The sequence below is a fragment of the Streptomyces camponoticapitis genome, assembly GCF_014646115.1.
GTDB lineage: Bacteria > Actinomycetota > Actinomycetes > Streptomycetales > Streptomycetaceae > Streptomyces > Streptomyces camponoticapitis.
The window spans coordinates 35,663-60,779 of sequence record NZ_BMMV01000002.1 but is presented as its reverse complement, the minus strand read 5'-3'; the positions used below and the strand labels follow the sequence as shown (position 1 = coordinate 60,779).

General features: G+C 72.2%; 20 protein-coding genes and 1 pseudogene. 11 read left to right on the top strand and 10 right to left on the bottom strand.

The features are described 5' to 3' along the window. The first annotated feature begins 74 nt into the window (after positions 1-74). The gene (locus IEY79_RS02975; RefSeq protein WP_189106010.1) at positions 75-1,367 is read left to right on the top strand and encodes an NAD(P)/FAD-dependent oxidoreductase; all 1,293 of its coding nucleotides are present in this window, start codon (positions 75-77) and stop codon (positions 1,365-1,367) included. Between the two features lie 186 nt (positions 1,368-1,553). On the opposite strand, the gene IEY79_RS02970 is transcribed toward IEY79_RS02975, so the two are convergent. The 5 genes from IEY79_RS02970 to IEY79_RS02950 are packed head-to-tail and all read right to left on the bottom strand — an operon-like array spanning position 1,554 to position 7,993. After that, a complete protein-coding gene (locus IEY79_RS02970) occupies positions 1,554-3,056 on the bottom strand; it encodes a mucin-5B (protein WP_189105689.1) in 1,503 nt (500 codons plus the stop codon). Continuing rightward, a complete protein-coding gene (locus IEY79_RS02965; protein ID WP_189105688.1) occupies positions 3,056-4,027 on the bottom strand; it encodes a sugar ABC transporter substrate-binding protein in 972 nt (323 codons plus the stop codon). Before IEY79_RS02965 ends, IEY79_RS02970 begins: the two co-directional genes overlap by 1 nt. Next, positions 4,024-5,076: an ABC transporter permease gene (locus tag IEY79_RS02960; RefSeq protein ID WP_189105687.1), complete on the bottom strand. Its 1,053-nt coding sequence runs from the start codon at positions 5,074-5,076 to the stop codon at positions 4,024-4,026. Before IEY79_RS02960 ends, IEY79_RS02965 begins: the two co-directional genes overlap by 4 nt. Next, entirely contained in the window at positions 5,073-6,593 is a 1,521-nt protein-coding gene (locus IEY79_RS02955; protein ID WP_189105686.1) for a sugar ABC transporter ATP-binding protein, read from the bottom strand. Before IEY79_RS02955 ends, IEY79_RS02960 begins: the two co-directional genes overlap by 4 nt. Further along, complete coding sequence (locus IEY79_RS02950; protein ID WP_189105685.1) at positions 6,590-7,993, bottom strand: aldehyde dehydrogenase family protein; 1,404 nt, start codon at positions 7,991-7,993, stop codon at positions 6,590-6,592. The genes IEY79_RS02955 and IEY79_RS02950 overlap by 4 nt, the downstream gene beginning before the upstream one ends. A gap of 431 nt (positions 7,994-8,424) precedes the next feature. On the opposite strand from IEY79_RS02950, the gene IEY79_RS02945 reads away from it, so the two are divergent. The 5 genes from IEY79_RS02945 to IEY79_RS02925 all read left to right on the top strand — a co-directional run bounded on the left by IEY79_RS02945 (position 8,425) and on the right by IEY79_RS02925 (position 14,927). Beyond that, the gene (locus IEY79_RS02945) at positions 8,425-10,173 is read left to right on the top strand and encodes a TIGR03767 family metallophosphoesterase (RefSeq protein WP_189105684.1); all 1,749 of its coding nucleotides are present in this window, start codon (positions 8,425-8,427) and stop codon (positions 10,171-10,173) included. Positions 10,174-10,433: 260 nt separating this feature from the next. Then, complete coding sequence (locus IEY79_RS02940) at positions 10,434-10,931, top strand: subtilase-type protease inhibitor (RefSeq protein ID WP_189105683.1); 498 nt, start codon at positions 10,434-10,436, stop codon at positions 10,929-10,931. 396 nt (positions 10,932-11,327) lie between these two features. Next, positions 11,328-11,519 (top strand): putative ATP-grasp-modified RiPP, encoded by a 192-nt coding sequence (gene tgmA / locus IEY79_RS02935; protein ID WP_078078718.1) that lies wholly within the window; start codon positions 11,328-11,330, stop codon positions 11,517-11,519. Between the two features lie 16 nt (positions 11,520-11,535). After that, entirely contained in the window at positions 11,536-12,468 is a 933-nt protein-coding gene (gene tgmB / locus IEY79_RS02930; RefSeq protein WP_189105682.1) for an ATP-grasp ribosomal peptide maturase, read from the top strand. Between the two features lie 569 nt (positions 12,469-13,037). After that, on the top strand, positions 13,038-14,927 hold the full coding sequence (locus IEY79_RS02925) for an RICIN domain-containing protein (RefSeq protein ID WP_189105681.1): 1,890 nt from the start codon (positions 13,038-13,040) through the stop codon (positions 14,925-14,927). Between the two features lie 37 nt (positions 14,928-14,964). Here the strand turns inward: IEY79_RS02925 and IEY79_RS02920 are convergent, their stop codons facing one another. Further along, positions 14,965-15,867: a UbiA family prenyltransferase gene (locus IEY79_RS02920; protein ID WP_373292453.1), complete on the bottom strand. Its 903-nt coding sequence runs from the start codon at positions 15,865-15,867 to the stop codon at positions 14,965-14,967. A 115-nt stretch (positions 15,868-15,982) separates the two neighbouring features. Here IEY79_RS02920 and IEY79_RS02915 point away from each other — a divergent pair, with 115 nt between their 5' ends. From IEY79_RS02915 to IEY79_RS02905, 3 genes are read left to right on the top strand one after another with little or no spacing between them, the layout of a single operon-like run. Further along, the gene (locus IEY79_RS02915) at positions 15,983-17,104 is read left to right on the top strand and encodes a type III polyketide synthase (protein ID WP_189105679.1); all 1,122 of its coding nucleotides are present in this window, start codon (positions 15,983-15,985) and stop codon (positions 17,102-17,104) included. A 12-nt stretch (positions 17,105-17,116) separates the two neighbouring features. Further along, the gene (locus tag IEY79_RS02910) at positions 17,117-17,641 is read left to right on the top strand and encodes an isoprenylcysteine carboxyl methyltransferase family protein (RefSeq protein WP_189105678.1); all 525 of its coding nucleotides are present in this window, start codon (positions 17,117-17,119) and stop codon (positions 17,639-17,641) included. Beyond that, positions 17,638-18,651 carry an NAD(P)/FAD-dependent oxidoreductase gene (locus tag IEY79_RS02905; RefSeq protein ID WP_189105677.1) on the top strand — a complete coding sequence of 338 codons (1,014 nt, stop codon included), beginning with the start codon at positions 17,638-17,640 and terminating at the stop codon, positions 18,649-18,651. Before IEY79_RS02910 ends, IEY79_RS02905 begins: the two co-directional genes overlap by 4 nt. A 29-nt stretch (positions 18,652-18,680) precedes the next feature. Here the strand turns inward: IEY79_RS02905 and IEY79_RS02900 are convergent. Together IEY79_RS02900 and lnt are read right to left on the bottom strand one after the other, a co-directional pair. Then, positions 18,681-19,163, bottom strand: a pseudogene (locus IEY79_RS02900) (NUDIX hydrolase). A gap of 70 nt (positions 19,164-19,233) precedes the next feature. Further along, positions 19,234-20,925, bottom strand: coding sequence for an apolipoprotein N-acyltransferase (gene lnt, locus IEY79_RS02895; RefSeq protein WP_189105676.1), 1,692 nt, complete (start codon positions 20,923-20,925; stop codon positions 19,234-19,236). Between the two features lie 217 nt (positions 20,926-21,142). Between lnt and IEY79_RS02890 the strand changes: the two genes are divergently transcribed. After that, positions 21,143-22,189 (top strand): O-antigen ligase family protein, encoded by a 1,047-nt coding sequence (locus tag IEY79_RS02890; protein WP_189105675.1) that lies wholly within the window; start codon positions 21,143-21,145, stop codon positions 22,187-22,189. Between the two features lie 65 nt (positions 22,190-22,254). On the opposite strand, the gene IEY79_RS02885 is transcribed toward IEY79_RS02890, so the two are convergent. Both IEY79_RS02885 and IEY79_RS02880 read right to left on the bottom strand, forming a co-directional pair. Beyond that, positions 22,255-22,875, bottom strand: coding sequence for a hypothetical protein (locus IEY79_RS02885; RefSeq protein ID WP_189105674.1), 621 nt, complete (start codon positions 22,873-22,875; stop codon positions 22,255-22,257). A gap of 193 nt (positions 22,876-23,068) precedes the next feature. Next, positions 23,069-23,863 carry a glutamate racemase gene (locus IEY79_RS02880; protein WP_229700635.1) on the bottom strand — a complete coding sequence of 265 codons (795 nt, stop codon included), beginning with the start codon at positions 23,861-23,863 and terminating at the stop codon, positions 23,069-23,071. 58 nt (positions 23,864-23,921) lie between these two features. On the opposite strand from IEY79_RS02880, the gene IEY79_RS02875 reads away from it, so the two are divergent. Continuing rightward, positions 23,922-25,094 carry a glycosyltransferase gene (locus IEY79_RS02875; protein ID WP_189105672.1) on the top strand — a complete coding sequence of 391 codons (1,173 nt, stop codon included), beginning with the start codon at positions 23,922-23,924 and terminating at the stop codon, positions 25,092-25,094. Positions 25,095-25,117 lie beyond the last annotated feature (23 nt).

Here is a 25,117-nt window from a genome sequence, read left to right as displayed (position 1 = left end):
CCTCCTCCACACCGGATTCCACGCCTGGATCTCCGCCCTCGGCGGGAGCCGCGTCGGGACCCGTGCCGCCGCCGGTGCCCGGCAGGCGGGAGCGCGCCGTCGACGTCCTGGTGGTCGGAGCGGGCCCCGCCGGTCTGGCTCTGTCGTCGCGGCTGGCAGCCAGTGGCATCAGCGTCGAGGTCGTCGACCGCGAGGACGAGCCCGGCGGTGTGCCCCGGCACTGCCTCCACTCCGGATTCGGGCTGCGGGATCTGCGCCGGCCGCTGACGGGCCCCGCCTACGCGCGGCACTGGGCGGACACCGCCGTGCGGGCCGGGGCGGTCCTGCGTACGGGCGTCACGGTCACCGGTTGGGGCGACGGCCCGCCGGCCGACCCGCCCGCCGTCGACGTCACGAGCCCGGCCGGGCTGGAGCGGATCACCGCCCGGTCCGTCGTCCTGGCCACCGGCGCGCGGGAACGCCCCCGCGGCGCGCGGCTGGTGCCGGGCACCCGGCCGGCCGGGGTGTTCACGACCGGCGAGCTCCAGCGGACGGTCCATCTCCACCACCGCCCTGTCGGGCGCCGCGCGGTGGTGGTGGGCGCGGAGTCCGTCAGCTACTCCGCCGTGCGGACGCTGCGGGACGCCGGTGTCGAGGTGGTGGCCATGGTCACGGAGCTGCCGTACCACCAGGCCTCCCCCGCCACCGCGCTCGACGCCCGCCTCCGGCACGGCGTCCCGCTGCTCGTCGGGGCGCGGGTGAGCGAACTGGTCGGCCGGGGGCGCGTGTCGGGGGTGGCGCTGCGGCAGCTGGACGGCCGGGCCACGACCGTCGCCTGCGACACGGTGGTGTTCACCGGCGACTGGATCCCCGACCACGAACTCGCGCGCCGGGGCGGCATCACGCTCGACCGTGCGAGCCGGGGCCCGTCCGTCGACGGTTCGTTCCGTACGGACCGGGCCGGGGTCTTCGCCGTCGGCAATCTGCTGCACGCGGTCGAGCCCGCGAGCACGGCCGCACGCGAGGGCCTGCTGGCCGCCGAGCCCGTACTGCGCCGGCTGGCGGGCGGCCCGTGCCCGTCCGCGTGGATCCCGGTCCAGGTGGAGGAGCCGCTGCTGTGGGTCGCGCCCAGCCGGCTCGATCCGGCGGACCCGCGCGTCGCGACGGGCGGCTTCGTCCTCCGTACGGAGGGCAGGCTCGGCCCCTGGTCGTCGCTGGTCGTCCGGCGCGACGGGCGGGTGCTGCACCGGCAGCGGCTCGTACGGGGCGCGGTGCCGGGCAGGACCGTGCGCCTGTCCGCCGCCTGGACGGCGAAGGTGCGGGCCGGGATGACGGCGGCGGTGAGGGACCCGGACGGCGGGCCCGTGAGGATCTCCGTGGAGCGCTGAACCCTCCCCCGGTGAAGAGACCGCCGGGCAGGCCGCCCGGCGGGAAGGACCGGACACCGGAAAAGGGGCGGCCCCACCGGCAGGGGGTGGACCGGTGGGGCCGTTGGAACGCTGCGGCCGGGGAAGCCGCAGGCTCGGGTCGAGAGGCATGTGCCCCTTGGCCCGGGAATTACTCTCCCCGCGACATCACTTCTTCTTGGGCACGAACATCTTGATGTCGGTCAGGCTCGCGCTGCCCTCGTACACGTTGGTGTAGAGGTCTCCGATGACGAAGGAGTCCGGGTAGGCGGAGCCCGCCGGCCACTGCTCGGGCCAGGTCGCGCTGCCGTTGTTGTCGTTCTGCACGAGGGTGTTGTTGAAACGCCCGTCGTACTCGCCCGGCTTGACGTTGTAGTGCCAGATCGGGTCGTCGTCGACGATGAACGGCCGGTGGAAGCGCAGCGTCTGCTGCCCGGCGCGCGCGAAGTTGCCGCTGGCCTCCAGCGTGTAGCCGGTGGCGTCGCGCTCGATCGCGAAGGTGTAGTCCTGGTTGGGCATCAGCTCCGGCTGGAGCTCGGCCGCCGACGAGAGCTGCTCCTCGGCGACCCCGTCCGAGCAACTGGTCATGAACCACTGCGAGTTGCCCGCGAGACCACCCTTGCCGGGGGTCCAGTTGGGCAGTCCGCTGATCCACATGTTGACCGTGTTGAAGCTGCTGTCCTTGTAGTCGTAGTACGTGTCGTTCGCGGAGTTGCAGACCCGGCCACCGGTGCCCGTGCCGACCCGGTCGGGGTGCTGGGCGAAGGAGTCCATCAGGACCTTGCGGCGGTAGTGCCAGAAGTGGTTGTTCCGGGGCGCCGGGTTCGCGAAGTCCACGATCGACAGATAGTGGAAGCCGTTGTAGCCGTACTTGCCGGCCCGGACGTCCTGCCACTCGCAGTACGGCGCCGACGCGTCACCCTCCCAGCCAGGGCTGTTCGAGCCCTCGCCCCACGGGTGCTGCGTCTTGCAGCCGTCCTTGCTGTAGCCGTTGGTGCGGTTGTCGTAGTCGATGGTGCCGTTGCGCTTCCCGCCGAAGTCGAGCGTCTTGAGCTTGTACTCGATGCGGTACTGATCCGGCAGGGCCTTCGTGGGACGGAAGATGGCACCGCCGGTGTGGTCGGGCACCTTGAGCTCGGCGACGGTCTTGCCGGCCGCCTTGCCGTTGGTGATCGACGGAGCCTTCTCGATCTGGCCGTCCTTGTTCCAGTCGCGCGCGGAGAGCGAGGCGGTGAGCCAGCCGCCGTCACCGACCTTGAACTCCTTGCGGTAGGTGTCGAAGGAGTTGAACGCGGTGTTCCAGGCGGGCCCGTAGTCGTTGGCGTACCACTTGCCGTTGTCTTCCATGATGGTGTCGAACGGCTCGCTGTACGTCTCACGGGTCCAGGGCGCGCCGGCCGGGTCGAGCTTCTTCGAGAAGTTCTCCTGGTGGAGCAGCTTCCACGCCGGTGCCTTGGGCGGCTTCGGGGGCTTGCCCGGCTTGCCGGGCCGGTCCGCGGCCGTCGCCGCGCCCGTCCCGTCGTCCGGGGCCGCGTTCGCGGACCCGAGCGAGAGCGGGACGACGAGGGCGCCGCAGAGCAGCGCCGTCATGGCGTACGCGCGCTTGCTCCGGGGCAGAGACCGGGTGCGGCCGGTCCCTCTCGCCGGTGGATTCGTGCGGGTGCGGCTCATCAGAAGTTGCCCTCCGGGTCGTAGTACTTCTCCGCGTTCTCCTTGGTGACGCGCGGCGAGGGCACGACCGTGTCCTTCTCGGGCTTCTCGCCGTCGAGGATCTCCACGGTCCTGTCCAGGCCGAGACTGCCGATCACATCGGCGTCGTTGAGGCCGGTGACCAGGTAGTTGGTCCCGTCGAGGATGGCCTTCAGCGCCTCGGCCTGGCCGTCGACACCGGCCAGCACGATCTTGTCCGCGCGGTCGGCGTCCTTGACGGCGCGCTGCGCGCCCAGGCACATGGCGTCGTTCTCGCAGAAGACGGCGTCGATGTCGTCGTGGGCGGCGAGCAGGCTCTCCATGACGGTCAGTCCGCCGTCGGAGCTCCAGTTGCCGTAGTCGGGTGCCTCGACCAGTTCGATCCCCGACGCGCCTTCCAGAGCGCCCTTCACCCCGTCCGTACGCGCCTTGCCGATGCTGTTGTCGGCGGGTCCGCCCTTGATCAGGGCAACCTTTCCGCCGTCGGGCAGCTGCTCGACGAGGAATTCGCCGTTCTGCTTGCCGATCGCCTCGTTGTCGGGGCCGACCCAGCTGGCGTACTCGCCGGTCCGGAACTTCCGGTCGACGAGGACGGCGGGCTTGCCCGCCGCCTTCAGGGAGTTGAGGACGGCGGGCGCCGACTCCAGCGGTCCGCCGGAGATGATGACGGCGTCGACGTCCTTGCTCAGCAGGTCCTCCACGTTGGAGGCGAGTTTGGCGGCGTCACCGCCCGCGTCCGTGCTGAGGATCTCGACGTCCTTCTTCTTCGCCTGGGCCTTGATGGCCTTGTCCATGCCGTTGAAGTAGGGGCCGCCGAGGGTGAAGTTGGCGACACCGACGGTGTACGAACCGTCGCCCTTCTCACCGCCGGACCCGGAGTCCGAGGAACAGCCGGCGAGAGCCGCGGTCAGAACTCCGGCCACCAGCACACCGGTTGCTCGTTTCGTGATCATGATGTACTTGCCTTTCCGGGATTCGGATCGTTCACGGCCACGTTGCGGAAGCGGCCGGTGCGCTGGATGAGAATGACGGCGATGATGATCAGGCCCTTGAGTACCTGCTGCCAGAAGCTCTGCACGTCGTAGAGGTTGAGCAGGTTGTTGATCAGCGCGAGTACGAGGACGCCGGCGAAGGTGGCGCGTACGGACCCCTTGCCGCCGGCCAGGCTCGCTCCGCCGATGACGCAGGCGGCGATCGCGTCGAGTTCGAAGGCGGTGCCGACGCTGGGCTGGGCGATGCCGACCCGGCTGGCGAGGATGACGCCCGCGAGTCCGGCGCAGGCGCCGGAGATCGTGTAGGCGAGGACGATATGGCGCCGGACGCCGATGCCCGCGAGCCGTACGGTCTCCGCGCTGCCGCCGATCGCGACCAGCGAGCGGCCGGCCGGGGTGCGGCTGAGGAAGACGCCGCCGACCAGGAAGACTCCCAGCATGATGAGGGTGGAGACGGGCAGCGGGCCGATCACCGCCGAGCCGAGCTCGAAGAAGCCGGCCTTCTCGGGAGCGACAGGTGTCTCCGAGTAGACGAAGGCGAGTCCTCTGATGGTGGTGAGCGCGGCGAGTGTCACCACGAACGGCGCCAGCTGGAAGCGCGCCACCAGCGCTCCGTTGACGAGTCCGAAGCCGATGCCGGACGCGACGCCGACCGCCATGGCGACCGGCACCGGCAGTCCGGACGAGAGCCCGGCGGCGACGATCCCGGAGAAGGCGACGACGGAGCCGACGGAGAGGTCGATGCCGCCGGTGAGGATCACGGCGAGCATCCCGTAGGCGAGCAGACCGGTGGTGACCATCTGCTTGAGCAGATTGGTGATGTTGCCCTCGGTCAGGAAGGCCTCGGTGGTGGAACCGGCGACCACGACGAAGATCACGAGGAGCGCGGCGAGTCCGGTCTCGACGGTGATGTCGTGACCGGCGACGGTGAGCCTCGGCAGCCGGAGTCCTCGGGACGGCGGCGGTCCGGGGTCGCCGGGCCCGGTGGTCTTGGTGAGCTGTTCGGTCATGCTGCGTGTCCGATCGCGTGGGCGAGGACCGTGTCCTCGGTCGTACCTTCCGAAGGGAGTTCCGCGGCGATCCGCCCCTCGTGCATCACCAGCACCCGGTCGGTGGCGCCGAGCACCTCGGTGAGATCGGAGGAGATGAGCAGGATGGCCATGCCGTCGCGCGCGAGTTCGTCGAGCATGCGGTAGATCTCGGCGCGGGTGGCCATGTCGACGCCGCGGGTGGGCTCGTCGAGCAGCAGCACACGCGGCTCGGTGAGGAGCCACTTGGCGAGGACGGCCTTCTGCTGGTTGCCGCCGCTCAGTGTGCGTGCGGGCAGCTTCGCCGAGTGGGCGGGCCTGATGTCCAGCCGGTCGACCATGGAGAGGACGTCTCGGCGGCGTCGCGCGGTGTCGAGCAGCGGGCCGCGCGTGGTGGTGCGCAGCGTGGTGAGGCCGATGTTCTCGGCGGTGCTGAGGCCGAGTACGAGTCCGGTGCGCTTGCGGTCCTCGGTGACGAGCGCCAGGCCCGCGGCGATGGCCTCGCGCGGGCTGCGGAACCGTACGGTGTCCCTGCCCGGCGCGCAGACGGCGCCGGTCTTGGCGGGCTCGGCGCCGAAGACGCACCGGGCGAGCTCGCTGCGGCCGGAGCCGACGAGCCCGAAGAGGCCGGTGATCTCGCCCGCGCGCAGGGCGAAGGAGACGTCGCTGAACTCGCCGGTGCGGCTGAGCCCCCAGACCTCGAGCAGCGTGTCGCCCTCGGCGGGGCGGCGTGCCGGGTAGAGCTGTCCGGCGGGCCTGCCCGCCATCAGCCGGATGAGTTCGTTCTCGTCGGTGCGGTCGGGGGTGGTCTCGGCGACCACCCGGCCGTCCTTGATGACCACGATGGAGGTGGCCAGTTCGGTGACCTCGGCGAGCCGGTGGGAGACGTACACGATGAGGACGCCGCGTTCCTGGAGCCGGCGTATCAGCGCGAACAGCGCTTCGAGGTCGCTCCCGGCGAGCACGGCCGACGGCTCGTCGAGGACGAGGACCTTGGGCTCGCCTCCCTCGCTGACGAGGGCCTTGGCTATCTCGACCATCTGCTGTCTGGCGACGGTGAGCCGGCCCGCCTTGACCCGGGGGTCGATGGCGCCGTAGCCGATGCCCTCCAGCAGGGTGCGGGCCCGCCGGTGCGCGGCCTTCCAGTCGATGAGACCGCCCAGGCGCCGCGGGAAGTGCCCCATGAGGAGGTTCTCGGTGACGGACAGCTCGGGCACCAGGGTCAGCTCCTGGTGGACGGTGCGGATGCCGTGTGTGTGCGCGTCGTGCGGTGAGCGCAACTCGATGTCCGCGCCGTCGAGTTGGAGTTCCCCGGCGCTCATCCGCTCGGCGCCCGCGAGGATCTTGATGAGCGTGGACTTGCCCGCCCCGTTGGCCCCGACGACGGCGAGCACCTCGCCGGCCCGGCCGGTGAGGTCCACCCCGTGCAGCACTTGCGTGGGGCCGTACGATTTGCGCACCCCGCGTATCCGCAGGACCGGCCGGGTCGGCGTACTCACCCGAAGGCCTCCATCACGATGATCGTCTTCTGCCGGGTGAACTCCAGGGCCGTGTCGTGCAGGCCCTCGGCCGAGCCACCGGTGTCCTTCGGGCCGCCGAAGGGCAGATTCTCGGCGCGCAGCGCGGTCGACCCGTTGATGACGACGCCGCCGACCTCAAGGCGTCCGGCGAGGGTGAAGGCGCGCTGGATGTCGCGGGTGAAGACGGCGGCCTGGAGGCCGTACGGGGAGGAGTTGGCCATCCGTACGGCGTCGAGCGGGTCGGTGAAGCGGGCGACGGGTGCGACGGGGCCGAAGATCTCGTCGGCGAACGCGGCACTGTCCTCGGGGACTCCGACGAGGACGGCCGGGTCGTAGAAGGCGCCCCGGCGTCCGCCGCCCGTGGCCTTGAGCGCGCCGTCGGCGACGAGCGCGGCGACCGCCGACTCGACGCGCTCGGCGGCCTCTTCACTGATCAACGGGCCGACATCGTTGCCATCCGCCAATTGGTCCCCGACGCTGAGCTTGGCGGCGCCCGCGAGGAGTGCCTCGACGAAGTCGTCGTGCACACCGTCCTGCACATAGACGCGCTTGACGGCGCAGCAGATCTGACCGTTGCCGCGGGCGAGCCGGCCGAGGACGACAGCCTCGGCGGCCGCCTCGACGTCGGCGTCGTCGCAGACGATCAGGGCGTCGTTGCCGCCGAGTTCGAGGTGGACCTTCTTCAGGGTGTCGGCGGCGCGGCGGGCGATCTCCCGGCCCGCGGAGGTGCTGCCGGTGAGACTGACGGCGGCGACGCCGGGGCGTGAGGCGAGTTCCTGGGAGATGTGCACGCCGCCGGTGAGCAGTTGGTGGGCGCCCTCGGGTGCCCCCGCCCGCTCGACGAGTTCACCGATCCGCACCACGGCGAGCGGGCAGCGGACGGGTGGGTGGACCAGGACGGCGTTGCCGGCCGCGAGGGCGGCGGCCGCCTTGTGGGCGTACAGCTCGACCGGGTAGTTGAACGGCACCAGCGCGGCGACCGGGCCCAGCGGCTCGCGGACGGTGACGGCGAGATGCCTCTCCAGACCGGGGACGGCGTCGAGCGGAATCTGGCGGCCGAAGAGGCGGGTGGCCTCGCCGGCGAAGCCGCGGAAGATCCGTACGGCGGCGCGGACTTCCTCCACCGTCTGGAAGAAAGGCTTGCCGTTCTCGGCGGCCAGCAGCCGTGCCAGGTCCTCCGCCTCGGCCTCGATCAGATCGGCGATGTCGCGCAGAAGGCGGGCGCGCGCGTGGGCGGGCAGCGCGGCCATCGCCCGTTGTCCGTCCGCCGCGGCGGCGAGGGCGGCGGTGACGCGCTCCGGGCCGAAGTCCTCGATCTCGCCCAGCAGTTGGCCGGTTCCTGGATTTCGTACGGGCAGCGGTGCGTTTCGGGTGGACATGCGGCGCTTACTCCCGGGTGCAGGGCTCGGCAGAAGTGCGTTCGGCACTTCGAACATGTGGAGGCGATGCTGACGCACGCTCATTAATTCGTCAACACGTCTTACAAAATGGGAAAGCGCTTCCCGGGCGACCGCCCCGAAGTGCCCGGCATCCGCTCTCCCGGCGTCTTCGCGGCGTCCCCCCGGAGTCCTCAAGGGGCCCCGGCCGCTCCCGTTCCCCCTCCGGTGAACGGTGGATGAGCGGATTCCGCACGCCGTGGGAGGGATCGGCGAACGTTTGCGGATGCGAGTGATCCCTGTGCGGTGTTCGGCGCCGGGCGTTGCGGCGTCGTTCACACGTGGGCCACGCCGGGTCCCCAGCATCAGAGGAGAACCGGGACCCCACCTCGGCGTCTCGCCGCCGCGACGTACGCACTCCGGGAGAGCGCACCATGTCACGCATCCGTTCCGCGGTCACCGCCGTCGACCGCCGTTCCTTCCTCGCCGTGGCCGGCGCCGTGAGCCTGTCTGCCGGTATCGGCGCGGCGGTCGGCACCGCAGGCGGCTCGGGCAGCGCCTCCGCCGCCCCCGCGCACACCGCGCCGGGCACCGCCGGTCCCACCACCCCCGCAGCCACCCCGACCCCCACGCCCACCGGCCCGTCGGCCGACCGCACCACACTCCACTCGCTCGCCGCGCCGCGCGACCGGAGCGCCGCCTTCCGGCGGATCGGGGACGGGCCCGGCTGGCGCAGGGTCGTCCGCGAACAGTTCGCTTCCGCCAAGTCCGGCCGCGAGGACCGTCGTACGGTGCTCAGCTCCTTCGTCCAGCTCACCGATCTCCATGTGACGGACGTCCAGCACCCGGTGCGCACCGAGTACGTGCGCAGCGAGTCGCCGGGCGCCTGGCGCCCCCACGAGGCTCTGTCGGTGGCCGGAGCCGTCTCGCTCATCGAGCAGGTCAACGCGCTGGGCACCGGCCCCGCGACCGGGGCTCCGCTGGCCTTCGCCATGACGACCGGCGACAACACGGACAACAACTCGCTGTGCGAGCTCGACTGGTACCTCACCCTGATGAGCGGCGGGCTCGTCACCCCCAACAGCGGTGACCCGCAGGCGTACGAGGGCGTGCAGAACTCGGGCCTGCGGATGTACTGGCACCCCGAGGACAGTGCGCCCGACTCCGACAAGCGCCTGGGCTACCCCCGTATCGACGGCCTCCTCGAAGCGGCCCTGCGCCCGGTGCGCAGTCCGGGCCTGGCCCTTCCCTGGTACTCGACCGTCGGCAACCACGACAGCCTCGCCAGCGGCGCCTACGCCGACCGGACCGGCTTCCTCGCCGAATTCGCCGTCGGCACCCGTAAGTTGTACGACCTGCCGGACCGTGACGCGGCGATCCTGCTCGCCCAGATCTCGCAGGGCGACACCGCCGACGGCGGCCCCCTGATCTCGCTGCTGCGCCGGGAGAAGCGCCGTATGCGGACGATCACCGCCGACCCGCGCCGCGCGCCGTTCACCCCGCTCCAGTACCTGACGGCGCATCTGGACTCCGCCCACACCGGGGCGGGACCGGTCGGCCACGGCTACACGAAGGCCAACCTGGCCTCGGCCAGCCTCGACTACACGTTCTCCATGGGGGAGAACGTGACCGGGGTCAGCCTCGACACCACGGACCACGGCGGGCACTTCACGGGCTCGGTCGGTACGGGGCAGCTCGACTGGCTGGAGCGGATCCTCAAGGAGCACAGCGGCGGTTACGTGGTGCTGTTCACGCACCACAACAGCTGGACGATGGGGAACAAGCGGCCCGACCCCGCCCGGCCGGGCGAGGCGCGGCACAACGGCGACGAGGTCGTCGCCCTGCTGCGGCGCCACCGTTCGGCGGTGGCCTGGATCAACGGGCACAGCCACCGCAACGTGGTGCTGCCGCACGGTTCGTTCTGGGAGATCTCCACCGCCTCGCACATCGACTTCCCGCAGCAGGCGCGCGTGATCGAGATCGCGGACAACAAGGACGGCACGCTCTCGCTCTTCACCACGCTGATCGAGTCGGCGGCGCCGCGCGAGACCGATTTCACGGATCTCTCGCAGTCAGGTCTGGCGTCGCTCTACCGGGAGCTCGCGCTCAACGCGCCGGGGAGCCGTCAGGACCTGGCGGGCCTCTCGGACGCGCGCAACACCGAGCTTCTCCTGCGTCGCTGACAGTCATATGATCCAAGGTTCATGAGTTTCCACGCCTTACAATCAAACCGTCAACCATCGACACGGGCTCCGAATCAATGACTTTCGGCCCAACTCGCCCCGCGTCCCACAAGGGGCCGGACCAGGCCGCCATGGACACACACCGCGATCAGAGCGACACGCGGAGCGACCAAAACCGGTCACAGAGCGGGCGGAACACCCCTGGCGTGAGCAAGACTCACGTCCGTTGTCCGAGACATCGACCCCAGGGAGTGTTCGAAATGCGGAGCATCGCAAGGGCTGCGGCCTGTGGAGCCGTACTGGCGATCGGCAGTCTGTGCTTCACCGGCACGGCCGGCGCCCTGCCGACCGGAGGGGCGCCCTCCGAAGCGGCATCCATCGGAGGCGTGCCGGCTCAGGTCGGTACCTCGCCGACCGGAGGGGAGAGCCTGTACGCGCCGTCGGCACTGGTGCTGACGGTCACGGACGGTGCTGACCACAAGACCGGTACGGTACGGCGCGCCGTCACGCTCAGTTGCGGGCCCACCCCGTCGGGCAGCCACCCGGACGCGGCCGCCGCCTGCTCCGAACTCAAGAGGAACGGCGCCAAGTTCGACGCCATCACCACCTCCGGGACGAACCGCGTCTGCACGAAGGAGTGGGAACCGGTCACGGTGACGGCGGACGGCGTGTGGGAGGGGCAGCGGGTGGATTACGTCCACACCTTCTCGAACTCGTGCGCCCTGAACGGGGGCAGAGGCGCCGTCTTCACCTTCTGAGACGGGCGGGCGGCCACCGGTGAGCGGTGGCCCCAGGCGGCCGGGGCAGGGAATTCTCCCGCCCCGGCCGTTCGACGTCCGGGCCCCTCTCGACCGCCCCCAGGTCTTCGCATCCGCGGCCTCCGGACGTGGGGACAACTGGCTGGATCCCGACAGGATGTCCCAATACCGGCCCCGAAGAAGCCCTGAACTCAGTTTTTCGGCAACGGACTTGAGACGTTCTCGCGACGCCGTTCCGGCGCGGCGAGCGCTGTCCCCCCAGGTCCGGAGGACGGTAGAGCGTCCTCCGCCTGACGGTGCGTCATATGTGACTTTCCGTACTGAGACCATTACATCTTCGCCACGTATTGTTACCTCCGTGACAGAAACGCACTCGTGGGGCAGTGGAGGAGAATCATGCGACCGTTCGCGCTGAACTACGCTTTCCCGGCGGAGAGCTCACCGGTCGTCGGACCTTTCACCTACGACTCCACGCTCCAGCTGAACGTCCTGCCGGACGGACGTCCCGCGATAGCCGACCGTGCGCTGCTGCTGGCCGCCGGGTCCACGACCTCGACGGCCGGCTCCAAGACGCACTTCGACGACTGACCGCCCTGGCTACCCGATGACTGTGCTGATCCTCACCGCCGAGCAGGACGTCACCGCGGACATGGTCGTGGCGGAGCTGCACGGGCGCGGCACACCTCTGGTGCGCTTCGACCCCGCCGATCTGCCCGGCGAGGCGGCGATGTCCGCCGAGTACGTCAGCGGCGACTTCCGCGGCCATCTGTCGGCCGGTGGGCGCCTGTTGAGCATGGACGGGGTGCGCTCGATATGGGTGCGGCGGCCGGGCGCGAGCGCGGCCCACGCGCCCTCCCCCTCCCCCTGGCTCACCGCGGAGTCGGCGCACGCCTTCTTCGGCATGCTGTACTCCACGTCGGCGCGCTGGATGAACCATCCGCAGGCGGCGGCCCAGGCGCGCCTCAAGCCCTGGCAGTTGCGGGTCGCGCACCAGAGCGGGTTCGCCGTACCGCCGACCCTCGTCACCACCTTCCCCCGGATCGCCCGGCTCTTCGCCGCCGAGCACCGGGAGATCGTGGTCAAGTCGATCACCGGCCCGCCGCCCGGCGACCCGCCGGTCTCGCTGCCGACGACCCGGGTGGGGCCCGGCGCCGACTTCGAGTCGGTCGCCGCCGGGCCCACCCTGCTCCAGCGCTACATATCGAAGCGGGCCGACATCCGGCTCACCTGCGTCGGGCACCAGTTGTTCGCCGCGCGGAAGGTCGCCGACCCCGGGCAGGTCGACGGCCGGTACGGCGCGACCGGCCACCACTGGGAGCCCGTCGAGGTGCCCGACCGCATCACGCGAGCCGTGTACGGCTACATGCGCGTGGCCCATCTCGCCTACGGCGCCTTCGACTTCGCCGAGGACACCGACGGCACGTGGTGGTTTCTCGAATGCAACCAGGGCGGCCAGTTCGGCTTCGTGGAGCTGGAGACGAGCCAGCCGATCGCCGAGGCCGTGGCCGCCTGGCTCGCCTCACCGCCCCCCGTCTAGACCTCTGCCGGAGAATCCTCGCAGGCCCGGGCCCTGTCCGGGGGTCCGGCCGGCGGGCGAGGGGGTCCCGTGTCGACCGGGACCCGCCGTCGGCCGTAGAGTTGCCGAAGCGGTGCAACTGCGAAGACCTTGGTACGGAGCGGCCCTTCGGGGCCTCTTCGGCGACCCCTTTCACCGGTTACCTACGGTATTTCGCGCGGCCGGAATTGGACCGCGGCGGCACAAATCCTTGCCCAACTCGTTCTTCAACGGCCAATCGAATAGCGGCGGTTGGAGATCTCTTGTTTCACACACACGGGCTGTGCAATGGTGAACGCGCTCAGTCGGCAGCAATGCCGGGAGCGCTCAGCCGTTCGATTCGGCGGCGGTCGACCGCCCGGAAAGGCTCCTCCGGCCGTCACCGTCCGCCGCTTTACACCCACAGGTCATTTTCCCGGAGGCATCACCACCGTCCATAGGTACGCACCAATCGGACCACCCCCCTTTCAGTCGGCCGGAAATCACTGCCGCCACCCTCGCGTCAAGGGACTGGACACCCCCCACTCAGTGCCCTGGAAGGCAGGACCTCTGTGCAGGATCCTCGTACGTCCAGAACCACCCCGCCCCCTCCGGCCCACCCGCCGGGGCCCCGCTCCGAAGGCTCGGACGCGGATCTCGTCGCCGCGCTGAGGACCCGCGAGAGCGACCAGGAGGACCACGCCACCGCGCTGTTGCTCGCCCGGCACTGGCAGGCCCTGCTCGACTACGCCGAAATGCGCTCCCCCTCACCGGACGCCGCCTCGATGCTCGCCACCGCGGCCTTCGGCAAGGTCCTCGACACCCTCCGCGGCGCCGGCGCGGTGCCGGCGCTGCGGCCCGAATTCCTCACGGCGGCCCGGCACACGGCCAATGTCTGGGCGGCTGAGGGCCAGCAGGCCGATACGGTCTGGGAGCACCCCGGCCGCCCGGCCGGCGCCGGCCCGGGGAGCCCCGACATGCCGGCGCCCCCGGAGAATCGGCGGCTCGCCTTCCACGCATTCCAGGCAATGCCCACACCCTCGCGGTACCTGCTCTGGCATACGGCCGTCGAGGCGGAGCCCATAACCGTACCGGCCGGTCTGCTCGGCATTGATCCTGAAATCGCGCTCACCGAACTCGAACACTCGGGTGAACTCTTCCGGTCCGGCTGTGTACGCGCGCATATCCAACTCGCGCCGGACAAGGAATGCCGCCACTACAACCGTCTGCTGGACGTGTCCCTGCGGCGCGGCGGTGCTTTGCTCCCGGACATCCAGCAGCATCTGGCGGTCTGCTCGTACTGCGCGTACGCCGCCGAGCAGTTCGTCCAGGCCGAGGGGCGGCCCGGCGTCCTGCTCGCCGAGGCGGTCCTCGGCCCGCACGGCAGGCGCTACCTCGACACACGGCCGGGCAGGCGCGGCGGCGCGCGGGCCGCGGGCGTGCGCGGCCGCGCACGGCACTCCCTGGGCGGGCGGCCCCGGGTGCTGCCCCGGGTCACGGTGCTGGGCAAGCGGGTGCTGGCCACTCCGGGCAGACCGAGGACCGTGCTCCTCAGCGGGCTCGGCCTGGTGACGGTCGGTCTGCTCGCCGTGACCGTCTCCAGCCTCACCGCCGGTGAGAGCGGCGGCGAGGCGGTGGGACCGTCCGCGCCCATCGGATCGGGCACCGCGACGACCTCGCCCGACCCGGGATCGCAGGGCGTCTCCGGTCCCGGCCCGAAGCCGCCGACGGGCGCGGACGGCGTCCCGCCCGGCCCGCTGCGGACGACACTGCGCAGCGCGGACGCCGACCTCTGCCTGGACCTCCGGGACACCCGGCCCACCGCGGGCTCCGAGGCGACGCTGGCGATCTGCTCGACGTCCGCGCAGACGCAGCTGTGGCTGTACGAGGAGGACGGGCTGCTGCGCAACGGCGCGGACCAGGACCTGTGCCTCAACTCCCGTACGGTGGACGGCTCCCTGATCCTCGGACCGTGCACCGACCCGCCCGCCGAGAACGCCACCGACGTGCGCTACGACCTGACGGTGCAGGGGCATGTGATCCCCCGCTGGGACGACTCGCTGGCCGTGGTCCCGACAACTCCCGTGGCGGGTACGTCCGTCGTCACGAAGACCCGTGACGAGTCCACGCTCCAGAACTGGTCGACCAGCACAGCGCCGAACAGCCCCAGGTCTCTGCCGATCGTCGGCGGCAGCGGCCGGGGAGCGGTGCCGCCGGCCGACACGAAGTCGGCACTCCGGAACACGGGCAGGTCGGCGGAGCCGGAGCAGTCCGCGGAACGCGGCGGGGCTCACGGCGGCGGTGGTGGCCGCGGCCCCGGTTTCGAGACGCCGGGACGGGGCGAGGGGCGACAGGACAGGGAAGGCGACCGGCGCGGGCGCGGAGACAACGATGTCCGCACCGGAAACGGAAACGCCCGTCCGGGCCAGGAGCGGCGCGACGACGTCCGGCACGACGGCTGACGGACCTGGACTCCCGTCCGCCTCCGGACCGTGGGGCTCAGGTGACGCCGGTTCCGTGCGCCATCAGCAGCCCCACGTCCAGCGCCGCCACGGCCACCGCGCCGACGAACGGCGCCTTCTCCCGGCGGCGGCCGAGCAGCAGCCCGGCCACCGCGATCGCCGCGGCGGCGAGCGGGACGAGCACGGCGCCCACGCCCGCACGGCCCTGGGGACCCAGCGTCAGCGCCACGGACGCCGCGACCAGCGGGACGGGCAGCAGCAACCGGGAACCGGTGGCGCCGAGTCGGTGCGGCAGCCCCCGTACGCCGGTGGCCAGGTCACCGCGGATGTCCGGCAGGACATCCGCCAGATGCGCCCCGACGCCGAGCGACGCGCCGCCGGTGACGGCCCACCAGGCGGGCCAGGGGCTGCCCGGCAGACTCAGTGAGACGAGAGTCGGCAGGCTCGCGAACCCGATCGCGTACGGCAGCCAGGAGAGCGCCGTGGCCTTCAGCCGCAGGTTGTACGCCCAGGCTGCGCCCACCGCGACCAGATGCGCGGTGCCCGCGAGAGCGCCGCAGGCCAGCGAGAGCGGCACGCAGAGCGCGAGCGCGCCGAACGCCGCCGCCCACACCGTCCCTTGGCCGACCTTCCCCGCGACGACGGGCTTGTCCCGGCGGCCGTTGACGGTGTCGCGCAGGGCGTCGTAGGCGTCGTTGCACCAGCCCACGGAGAGCTGACCGGTCAGCACCGCGACGGTGAGCAGCAGACAACGGCCCGTGGAGTGGCCCGCGGTGGCCCCGAGCGCCAGGGTGAGCGTCGTGACGGCGACCACCGGTCCCGGATGGCAGGACAGCGCCAGGGCCCGTCCGGCGCTCAGCGGCCGTGCCCCCCAAGGGGGTTGGGCGTCGCCGGTCCCGGCCTCGCGCGTACTGCTTCCCGGGTCCACATCGGCGTCCACGGGCCGATCGTAGGCGCGCGGCAGACATCGGCGTGGCAGCCGGACGGGCGACTTACGGTGTCTCATCCCTTCCTTCGGCTGTTGGGACGGTTATGACATCCCCAGGCTGGAATCGATGACCCGAATCGCCGCCGTGCACGGCGTCCTCGCTCCGTACCGCCATCCGCAGTCCGAAATCACCGACATGGTGGCGAGCACGTGTCTGCCGGCCGGTACCGACCGGCACGTGCTCGACCGGCTGCACGAGAGCGCGCGGGTGCGCACACGCCACATGTCCCTGCCGCTGGAGGACTACGTCAAGATCGACGGTTTCGGTGCCGCCAACGACGTGTTCATCGAACTCGCGAGTGATCTGGGCGCCGAGGCCGTGCGCGGGGCGCTCGGCTCGGCGGGGCTCCGGCCCGAGGACGTGGACCTCCTGGTCTTCACCTCGGTCACGGGCGTGGCCGCTCCCTCCGTGGACGCGCGCCTTGTCGGGCGGCTCGGGCTGCGACCCGATGTGAAACGCGTGCCCATGTTCGGACTCGGCTGCGCCGCCGGAGCGGCGGGCGTGGCGCGGCTCCACGACTATCTGCGGGGCTGGCCCGAACAGGTGGCCGTACTGCTCTCGGTCGAACTGTGCTCGCTCACCTTCCAGCGCGACGACGCTTCGTTGGCGAATCTGGTGGCGACCGGGCTGTTCGGCGACGGCGCGGGGGCGCTCGTGGCGGTGGGTGAGGACTTTCCCGCGCCGGGGCCGCCGGGCCCGGCGGTCACCGGTCCGTCGGTCACCGGTCCTTCGTTGGTCGGCCCGACGGTGGCCGGTCCGTCGGTGGTCGCCACGCGGAGCCGGATGTACCCCGACACCGGGCATGTGATGGGCTGGTCGGTCACGGGGTCCGGGTTCCGGGTCGTCCTCGATTCGTCGGTGCCCGAGGTCGTCCGCCGTTTTCTCCCCGACGACGTACGCGCGTTCCTCGCGGAGCACGGTCTGACGCCCGCCGACATCACCGGGTGGGTCTGCCACCCCGGCGGCCCCAAGGTCCTGGAGGCCGTGGCCGAGGCGCTTGAGCTGCGCGAAGGCGCGCTCGACGTCACCTGGCGCTCCCTGGCCGAGGTGGGGAACCTCTCATCCTCGTCCGTCCTGCACATCCTGCGAGACACCCTCGCCGAGGGTCCCCCGGAACCGGGCAGCCCCGGCCTGATGATGGCGATGGGTCCCGGTTTCTGCTGTGAACTCGTCCTGCTTCGCTGGTGAGTTGGAGAACACATGTGGTGGTACACGGCCCTCGTTCTCGCTGTCGCGTGCGAGCGCGTCGCCGAACTCGTCGTCGCCCGGCGCAACGCCCGCTGGAGCCTGGAGCGCGGGGGCACGGAGACCGGACGCGGGCACTACCCGGCGATGGTCGCCCTGCACACGGCTCTGCTGGCGGGCGCGCTCGCCGAGACGGCCGTGGCCGGGCGGGCGTTCGTACCCGCGTTCGGCTGGACGATGGTGGGGGTCGTCGTCGCGGCCCAGGCGCTGCGCTGGTGGTGCATCCGGACACTGGGGCCTCGCTGGAACACGCGGGTGATCGTCGTGCCCGGCCTGCCGCTGGTGTCCGGCGGCCCGTACCGGCTGCTGCGTCATCCGAACTACGTCGCCGTCGTCGCGGAAGGGCTGGCTCTGCCGCTGGTGCACGGGGCGTGGGTGACGGCCGCCGTCTTCACCGGACTCAACGCGGTCTTGATGGCGGTCCGTATCCGGTGCGAGAACACGGCGCTCGGGACCGCACCGGCCGGTGCGCCCGCGTGATCGACGTCCTGATCGCCGGCGGTGGCCCCGCCGGTCTCGCCGCCGGGATCCACGCCGCACGGGCGGGACTGCGGGCGGTGGTGGTGGAGCCGCGCACCACCCCGGTGGACAAGGCATGCGGCGAGGGCATCATGCCCGGCGGCGTGGCGGCGCTGCGCGCGATGGGCGTCGAGGTGTCGGGGCGCGAACTGCGCGGTATCCGCTACCGGGACGGTGTACGGGGCGCCGAGGCACGCTTCCGGGACGGTACGGGCCGGGGTGTACGCCGTACCGAACTCCACGCCGCGCTACGGCGCCGGGCGGACGCCCTGGGGGTGGAGACGGTCCGGGGCAAGGTCGGGGAGGTACGGCAGAGCGCCGACCGGGTGTACGCGGGGGGCCGGACCGCGCGGTGGCTGATCGCCGCCGACGGGCTGCACTCGCCGATCCGCCGCGGCCTCGGTCTGGAGCTGCCGGACCGGGCCCCGTCCCGCTACGGGCTCCGGCGGCACTTCCAGGTGGCGCCGTGGTCCGAGTTCGTCGAGGTCCACTGGTCGCCGCACGGCGAGGCGTATGTGACACCGGTCGGGGACGATCTCGTCGGCGTGGCGGTGCTGAGCCGCGAACGGCGGGGTTACGGCGAACACCTCGCCCGCTTCCCGGACTTGGCGCCGCTGCTGGGGGAGCGGCCGGCGAGCGGTGTGCGCGGCGCGGGTCCGCTGCGGCAGCGGGTGAGCAGTCCGCTGGCCGGCCGGGTGCTGCTGGTGGGCGATGCCGCCGGCTACGTGGACGCGCTGACCGGGGAGGGAGTCGCCCTGGCCCTCTCCACGGCGGGGGCGGCGGTGCGCGCGCTGGCGGAGGACCGGCCGGGGACGTACCCCGCGGCCTGGTCGAAGCTGACGAGACGGCACCGCCTCCTTACGGAGGGTCTGTTGTGCGCCACCCGCAGACCGGGCGCGGCCCGCCTGATCGTGCCCACGGCGGCCCGCCTCCCCTCGGTCTTCGCGGCGGCGGTCCACGCCCTGCAGTAGTCCCGGCGGCCGCCCGGCGCCGGCTCTCGTCAGGCTCCCGTGCCCGGCTCGAACCAGGTCGGCTCGTCGGCGAGTGCTTGCTTGATGCGGAACTTGGCGAACTCCCGCAGTTCCGGCAGCGCGTCCACGGGGAACTACGCCACCTCCACCGACTCGTCGTCGTTGACCCTGGCCTCCCCGCCCGTCGCGCGGCAGCGCATCGTGATGTCCATGTACTGGCACTGATCCCCGTTGGGGTACGTGATGGGCTCCGGCAGTGCCTGGACGAGGACGACGCGCTCGGCCGTGCAGCGCACGGCGGTCTCCTCGTACACCTCGCGCTCCGCCGTCACCGCGGGCTGCTCCCCCGGCTCCGGGATCCCGCCGATGATCGACCAGTTGCCCGTGTCGGCGCGCCTGCCCAGCAGCACCCGCCCGTCGTCGTCGAAGACGATCGCGCTCACTCCCGGCAGGAGCAGCAGCTGGTGCCCGGCGGTGGCGCGGATCTCTCGGATGAAGTCTGGCGTTCCCATGCCGCGACCCTATGCGGACGCCAAGGAACCCCCGGTGGCGGTCCCCGGGTCCGCGTGCCCCCGTCCCGCCTCAGCCGGCGTCGTCGGCGGCCGGGCGCCGGCGGGCGCGTACGGCCCGAGTGCCCGCCCAGCCGAGACCGCCGACGGCGATCGCGGCCAGCAGCGCCTCGGGCAGGGTGCCCATCCGGGTGGCGGGCGTCCGCGAGGAGCGCAGCGGCATCTCACGTACGAGCGCGTCCGGGGTGAACATCTTCGTCTCGTCGACGACTTCGCCGTCCGGCATGATCATCGCGCTGACGCCGCTGGTGACGGGAACGACGACGGCCCGGCTGTGCTCGACGGCCCGCACACGGGACATGGCCAGCTGCTGGTAGGTCATCTCGCTGCGCCCGAAGGTGGCGTTGTTGCTCGGCACGGTGATCATCTGCGCCCCGTGGGTGACGGTGTCGCGGACCGCCCAGTCGAAGGCCGCCTCGTAGCAGGTGGCCAGACCGACCTTCGTCCCGGCCAGGTCGAACACACCCACCTTGTCCCCGGGTCCGAAGTCGCGTCGCACCCGGTCGGCGTCGGAGCTGAAGATCCGTACGAAGGAACGCATCGGGATGTACTCGCCGAACGGCTGGACATGACGCTTGTCGTACGTCGCGACGGGCCCCTTCCCGGGCTCCCACTCGATCAGGGAGTTGCGCAGCTTGCCGGTGTCGGGCGAGAGCACCGAGCCGACGACCGTCGGCACACCGATCGCCTTGACCGCGTCGTCGATGACAAGGCGCGCGTCGCCGTTGCGGAAGGGGTCGAGGTCCGAGGAGTTCTCGGGCCACAGGACGAAGTCCGGCCGCGGCTCCTTGCCGGCCTTCACGTCGGCGGCCAACTGCTCCGTGCGTTCGGCGTGGTTGTCGAGCACCGCCCTGCGCTGCGCGTTGAAGTCGAGGCCCAGCCGCGGCACGTTGCCCTGGATGGCGGCGACGGTCGCGGTGCCGTCCTCGGCCGAGTCGTCCACGAGGGGCAGCGCGGCGAGGGCGCCGGCGACGGGGACCAGTACGGACAGCACGGCGACAGCGACGGCGGTCCGCCGAACCGGCCGCGCCGCGCCGTCGGTGCGACCGCCGCCGCCGTCGCGCTCCGTGTCTTCGGTGTCTTCGGTGTCATGGGTGTCGTCACCACGACCGGCGCGGTGCGCCAGAACCTGCCGCACCACCTCGTACAGACCGAAGCCGCACAGCACCACGGCGAAGCCCAGCACCGGGGTGCCGCCGACCGCCGCGAGGGGCAGGAACACACCGTCCGCCTGACCGAAGGCGATCTTGCCCCAGGGGAAGCCGCCGAACGGCACGCGTGCGCGCGCGGCCTCCCCGAGGATCCATACGGAGGCGGCCAGGACCGGCCACGCGGGCAGCCGCGACACGGCGGCGATCCCCACACCGACGACGCCGATGAACAGCGCGGACACCGCGGCCAGCGCGACCCAAGGCAGCGGGCCCACCTCTTCGCCCGTCCACTTCAGGAGCGGCAGCAGGAATCCGAGACCGGCGAGGAAGCCGAGTCCGAACCCGGCACGTGGACGGCGGTCCCGCAGCGTCCAGCCGAGCAGGGCGAATCCTGGCAGCGCCAGCCACCACAGCGGCCGGGGCGGGAAGCTCGCGAAGAGCAGCAGCCCGGACAGCACCGCGGCGCCGGGCCGTGCGAACCGGCGCGGCCACCGCCTGCCGCCGGGCGCGGGGACGGGCTCGGCGGGTTCGACGGGGGTGATGGTGGTGCTCACCCGGCGGAGTCTACGGTGGCGGCTCCGGAGGGCGGCAGTCCGCCCTGTGGGCAGGGGCTCCGCCGGGAACGGCACTTCACTTCATAGCGCAATGTTTCCGTGCGAGATCTCCACATGCCCCCTCCCTTGCGATTACCGTGTGCGCAGCCCTGGGGTGGCTGTACGGTGCCCCGGCCGATCCGGCACCAGGGCGTGATCGGGTCGGGGGGTCCACGGGATGGCTGTACCGGCAAGCCGGTCCGTCGCGCGCGAGCACAGCGGCACCTCCGACATCGTCGGCACCGTGGTGTTCGTCGGCTGTGCGGTGTGGGCCCTGGTCAGCTCGGCCGGCCGGGAGGGCAGACCCGAGGGTGTGCTGCTGGCCGTGCTCGCGGTCGCCGCCGGTTATACGTGCGGGCGGATCTCGGGGTCCCTGGCGCCGGTCGCCACGGCCGGCACGCTCGCCGTCGCGGCGTACGTCCTGGCGGTCGCCGCCCGTCACGACGTACCGGGCGAGACAGCGGAGAGCGCGGCGCCGCCCGGTGACACGGGCGCCGTCGCCGCGCTGCTGGTCCTGGCCGTGGGAGCCGCCTGCTGCGCGGCAGCCGCGGCGGGGACGGTGAGACGGCGGAACGCTCTGCTCGTCTCGGCGGGGGTGGCCGCCCTCAGTGGTCCCGTGCTCGGTTCCGTGGCGGGGATGGCGGCGGCCGTCGGGGTGCTGCTCTGCTCACTCGCCGCGGCGAGGATGCGCCACCGTTTGCTGGGGCTGGCGGGTTTCGCGGGCGCGACGTGTCTGATGGTCGGCGTCTCGTGGGCGGTGGCGGTACAGGCGCTGCCCGAAGGGCTGGCGGCGTCGCTGGAGGGACAGCTCACGGCGCACCGGGTTCTTCTGTGGGAGGACGCGGTGGATCTCGTACGGGCCAATCCGCTGCTGGGCGCGGGGCCCGACCGGTTCGGCGAGCTGAGTCCGACCGCGCTGGAGTCGTTGAACTCGGACGGCAAGCCGCACTCCGCGCTGTTCCAACTGGCGGCGGAGCAGGGTGTCGCGGGAGTTCTGCTGCTGGGGGCGGCCTTCGGATGGCTTCTGTACGCCCTGTGGCGCTCGCCGCGCGCCACTCCCGTCGTACTGACCGCCGGGGCCGCGCTGACGGCGCTGGCCGCTGTGGCGACCGTGGGCAACGCGCTGAGTTTCACTCCGGTGACGGCGGGCGCGGGGCTCCTCGCGGGCCTGGCGACGGCGCGGTCTCCCGACGGGGCGATACCCGAAGGAGAACCGGTCGTCTGATGCCCGCCGGCCGGCGCCCGGGAACGGACCGGCGCCTGCGGCGAACCGGCAACCGTGCCCTCGGGTCAGGACTCCGCCGACTCGCCGACAGCCGCTCCGCCGCCCCTCCCGGGGCCGAGGTGCGACTTGCGAAGGGTCACCTTCCCTGTGGCGGCGGTGCGGAGTCTGTCGCGGATGACGCGGACGGCGGCCTCCGCGTTGTCGACGGTCACCGTGAACGTCCTGCCGTCGCCCAGGCTCAGCACGAGACCTTCGCCGCGCCGTACGACCACGGCCGTGCCCCGCTCCGGTCGCCAGCGGTAGCCCCAGCCGCCCCACTGGCGTGGGGTGACGCTGGGTTCGAAGTCGGCGCCGGTGACATGGGCGAGCGGGATACGGCGGCGCGGCAGCCCGGCGTGACCGCAGCGCACCTCAAGGTGCTCGTGATCGACCTTGACCGCCACGTGCACGAAGGCGAGCGTGCCGAAGAGGATCAGCAGACCGGCGGCCACACAGCCGACCACCGAGGCGGCCAGGGCGACGACACCGTTCTCCCAGGAGGACTGGACCGCCAGCACGATGCCGAGGACAAGACAGGCGACGCCCACCGCGGCGAACAGCCACTGAATGCGGTTGCGCGCTCGGCCGGTCCAGATTTCGGGGAGGGGCACTGAGCCAGGCCCCCCTCGCCGGGGGTGCTCCGTCATGGTTGCAGCGTACTCACGATCCGCCGGACGGGCACCGCTGCGGCGGGCACCGAAGTGATGCCCCCGACGGGGTCGGAGGCGCCCGTCGCCCGGGCCACGACCGGGCACTGAAGCCGCGCCGCCGTCCCGCTGTGACGATCCGCACAGTGGCCCCGAGGACGGTCCGTCCCGGGATCCGGACGCCGCCCCGGTATTAGTGCACGCGCGTGACAGCGGCGAGCAGTCGGCCCTCCGCGTAGGTCAGGGCCGGGTCCGGCAGCGAGGCGCGCCGCCCGCTCAGCAGGACGGTCAGCTCGCCGGGCTCGGCGGCGGCCGTGGCCGACGACGCCGCGGTCTCTCCGAGGCGGCGCAGCGCCTGCGCGGCGACCGCGTCGGCCGAGCCGTACAGCCTCACCTCCGGCAGGCCGCGCCGCAGCAGCGCCGCGCGGATGCGCTCACCGACGAGTTCGTAATGGGTGCAGCCCAGGACGACGGTCCTCACCTCACGAGGTGTGCGGTCGGACGCGGCCCCGACGGCGCGCTCGATGCCCGCCTCGTCCGCGTGCTCCACCGCGTCCGCGAGCCCCGGGCACGGCACCTCGGTGACGTCGACCGAGGCGGCGAAGGTACGGATGAGGTCACGCTGGTAGGGGCTGCCCGTGGTGGCGGGGGTGGCCCAGATCGCGACGGGCCCGCCACCGGCCGCCGCCGGCTTGATCGCGGGGACGGTGCCGATGACGGGAAGTCCGGGCTCCAGGGCGGCGCGCAGCGCGGGCAGGGCGTGCACCGACGCGGTGTTGCAGGCGACGATCAGCGCGTCGGGGCGGTGCGCGGCGGCGGCGCGGGCGACGGCGAGCGCGCGCCCGACGACGTCCTCCGGTGTACGCGGTCCCCACGGCATGCCGGCGGGGTCCGAGGAGAGCACGAGACCGGCGTCCGGCCGGAGCCGGCGCAGTGCGGCGGCCGCGGCGAGCAGCCCGAGACCGGAGTCCATCAGCGCGATCTTCACCCGGTCACCATAGACGACCGCCCTTGCGGTCCCGCCGATGTGGGGCAGACTGCGGCGAATGAGTGCCATCGCCTGGATCGCCGCGGCCTCTCTCGCCGCGTGGGGCTTTCTGCTGCTGGGTCAGGGATTCTTCTGGCGCACGGATCAGCGGCTGCCGCCGCGTGAGGCCCCTCCCGCGTGGCCCTCCGTCGCCGTGGTCGTGCCCGCGCGTGACGAGGCGGAGATGCTGCCGGTGAGCCTGCCGTCGCTGTTGGCCCAGGACTATCCGGGGCGGGCGGAGATCTTCCTCGTCGACGATTCCAGCACCGACGGTACGGGCGCCCTGGCCCGGGAGTTGGCCGGCCGACTCGGCGGGCTGCCGCTGACGGTGATCTCCCCGCCCGAGCCGGCGCCCGGCTGGACGGGCAAGCTGTGGGCGCTGCGTCACGGCATCGAACAGGCTCGGGCGGGTGAACCCGACTTCCTCCTTCTTACGGATGCCGACATCGCGCATGAGCCGGACAGTCTGCGTGAACTGGTGGCCGCCGCGCGGACGAACGGTCTCGACCTGGTCTCCCAGATGGCCCGGCTCCGGGTGGCGAGCGCGTGGGAGCGGCTGATCGTGCCCGCCTTCGTCTACTTCTTCGCCCAGCTCTATCCGTTCCGCCGGGTCAACAAGCCGGGCGCCCGGACCTCGGCGGCGGCCGGCGGCTGTGTACTGCTGCGCACGGAGATGGCCGTACGGGCGCGGATCCCCGACTCCATCCGGCAGGCCGTGATCGACGACGTGTCGCTGGCCCGCACGGTGCGGAAGGCCGGGGGCCGGATCTGGCTCGGTCTCGCGGAGCGGGTGGACAGCGTGCGCCCGTATCCGCGGCTGACCGACCTGTGGCGGATGGTGGCGCGCAGCGCGTACGCCCAACTCCTGCACAGCCCTGTCCTGCTGGTCGGCACGGTGGCCGGGCTCGCGGTCGTCTATCTCGCGCCGCCCGTGGGGGTGTACGCGGGCCTGTCGGGCGGTGACACACCGGCCGGGCTGCTGGGCGGCGGGGCGTGGGCGGTGATGGCCGGCACCTACCTGCCGGTGCTGCGTTACTACCGGCAGTCGCTCTGGCTGGCTCCCCTGCTGCCCTTCACCGCCCTGCTCTACCTCCTGATGACGGTCGATTCGGCCGTGCGGCACTACCGGGGCCGCGGTGCGGCCTGGAAGGGGCGTACGTACGCCCGTCCGGAGGCCGCACCGGAGCGTTGACCCAGATCGCCGCCGGGACGCGG

Bases quoted from the DNA above. Each gene is read 5' to 3' on its own strand.
- IEY79_RS02970 (WP_189105689.1), bottom strand. From the start codon at position 3,056: ATGAGCCGCACCCGCACGAATCCACCGGCGAGAGGGACCGGCCGCACC.
- IEY79_RS02965 (WP_189105688.1), bottom strand. From the start codon at position 4,027: ATGATCACGAAACGAGCAACCGGTGTGCTGGTGGCCGGAGTTCTGACC.
- IEY79_RS02960 (WP_189105687.1), bottom strand. From the start codon at position 5,076: ATGACCGAACAGCTCACCAAGACCACCGGGCCCGGCGACCCCGGACCG.
- IEY79_RS02950 (WP_189105685.1), bottom strand. From the start codon at position 7,993: ATGTCCACCCGAAACGCACCGCTGCCCGTACGAAATCCAGGAACCGGC.
- IEY79_RS02945 (WP_189105684.1), top strand. From the start codon at position 8,425: ATGTCACGCATCCGTTCCGCGGTCACCGCCGTCGACCGCCGTTCCTTC.
- IEY79_RS02940 (WP_189105683.1), top strand. From the start codon at position 10,434: ATGCGGAGCATCGCAAGGGCTGCGGCCTGTGGAGCCGTACTGGCGATC.
- tgmA (WP_078078718.1), top strand. From the start codon at position 11,328: ATGCGACCGTTCGCGCTGAACTACGCTTTCCCGGCGGAGAGCTCACCG.
- tgmB (WP_189105682.1), top strand. From the start codon at position 11,536: ATGACTGTGCTGATCCTCACCGCCGAGCAGGACGTCACCGCGGACATG.
- IEY79_RS02915 (WP_189105679.1), top strand. From the start codon at position 15,983: ATGACCCGAATCGCCGCCGTGCACGGCGTCCTCGCTCCGTACCGCCAT.
- IEY79_RS02910 (WP_189105678.1), top strand. From the start codon at position 17,117: ATGTGGTGGTACACGGCCCTCGTTCTCGCTGTCGCGTGCGAGCGCGTC.
- IEY79_RS02890 (WP_189105675.1), top strand. From the start codon at position 21,143: ATGGCTGTACCGGCAAGCCGGTCCGTCGCGCGCGAGCACAGCGGCACC.
- IEY79_RS02885 (WP_189105674.1), bottom strand. From the start codon at position 22,875: ATGACGGAGCACCCCCGGCGAGGGGGGCCTGGCTCAGTGCCCCTCCCC.
- IEY79_RS02875 (WP_189105672.1), top strand. From the start codon at position 23,922: ATGAGTGCCATCGCCTGGATCGCCGCGGCCTCTCTCGCCGCGTGGGGC.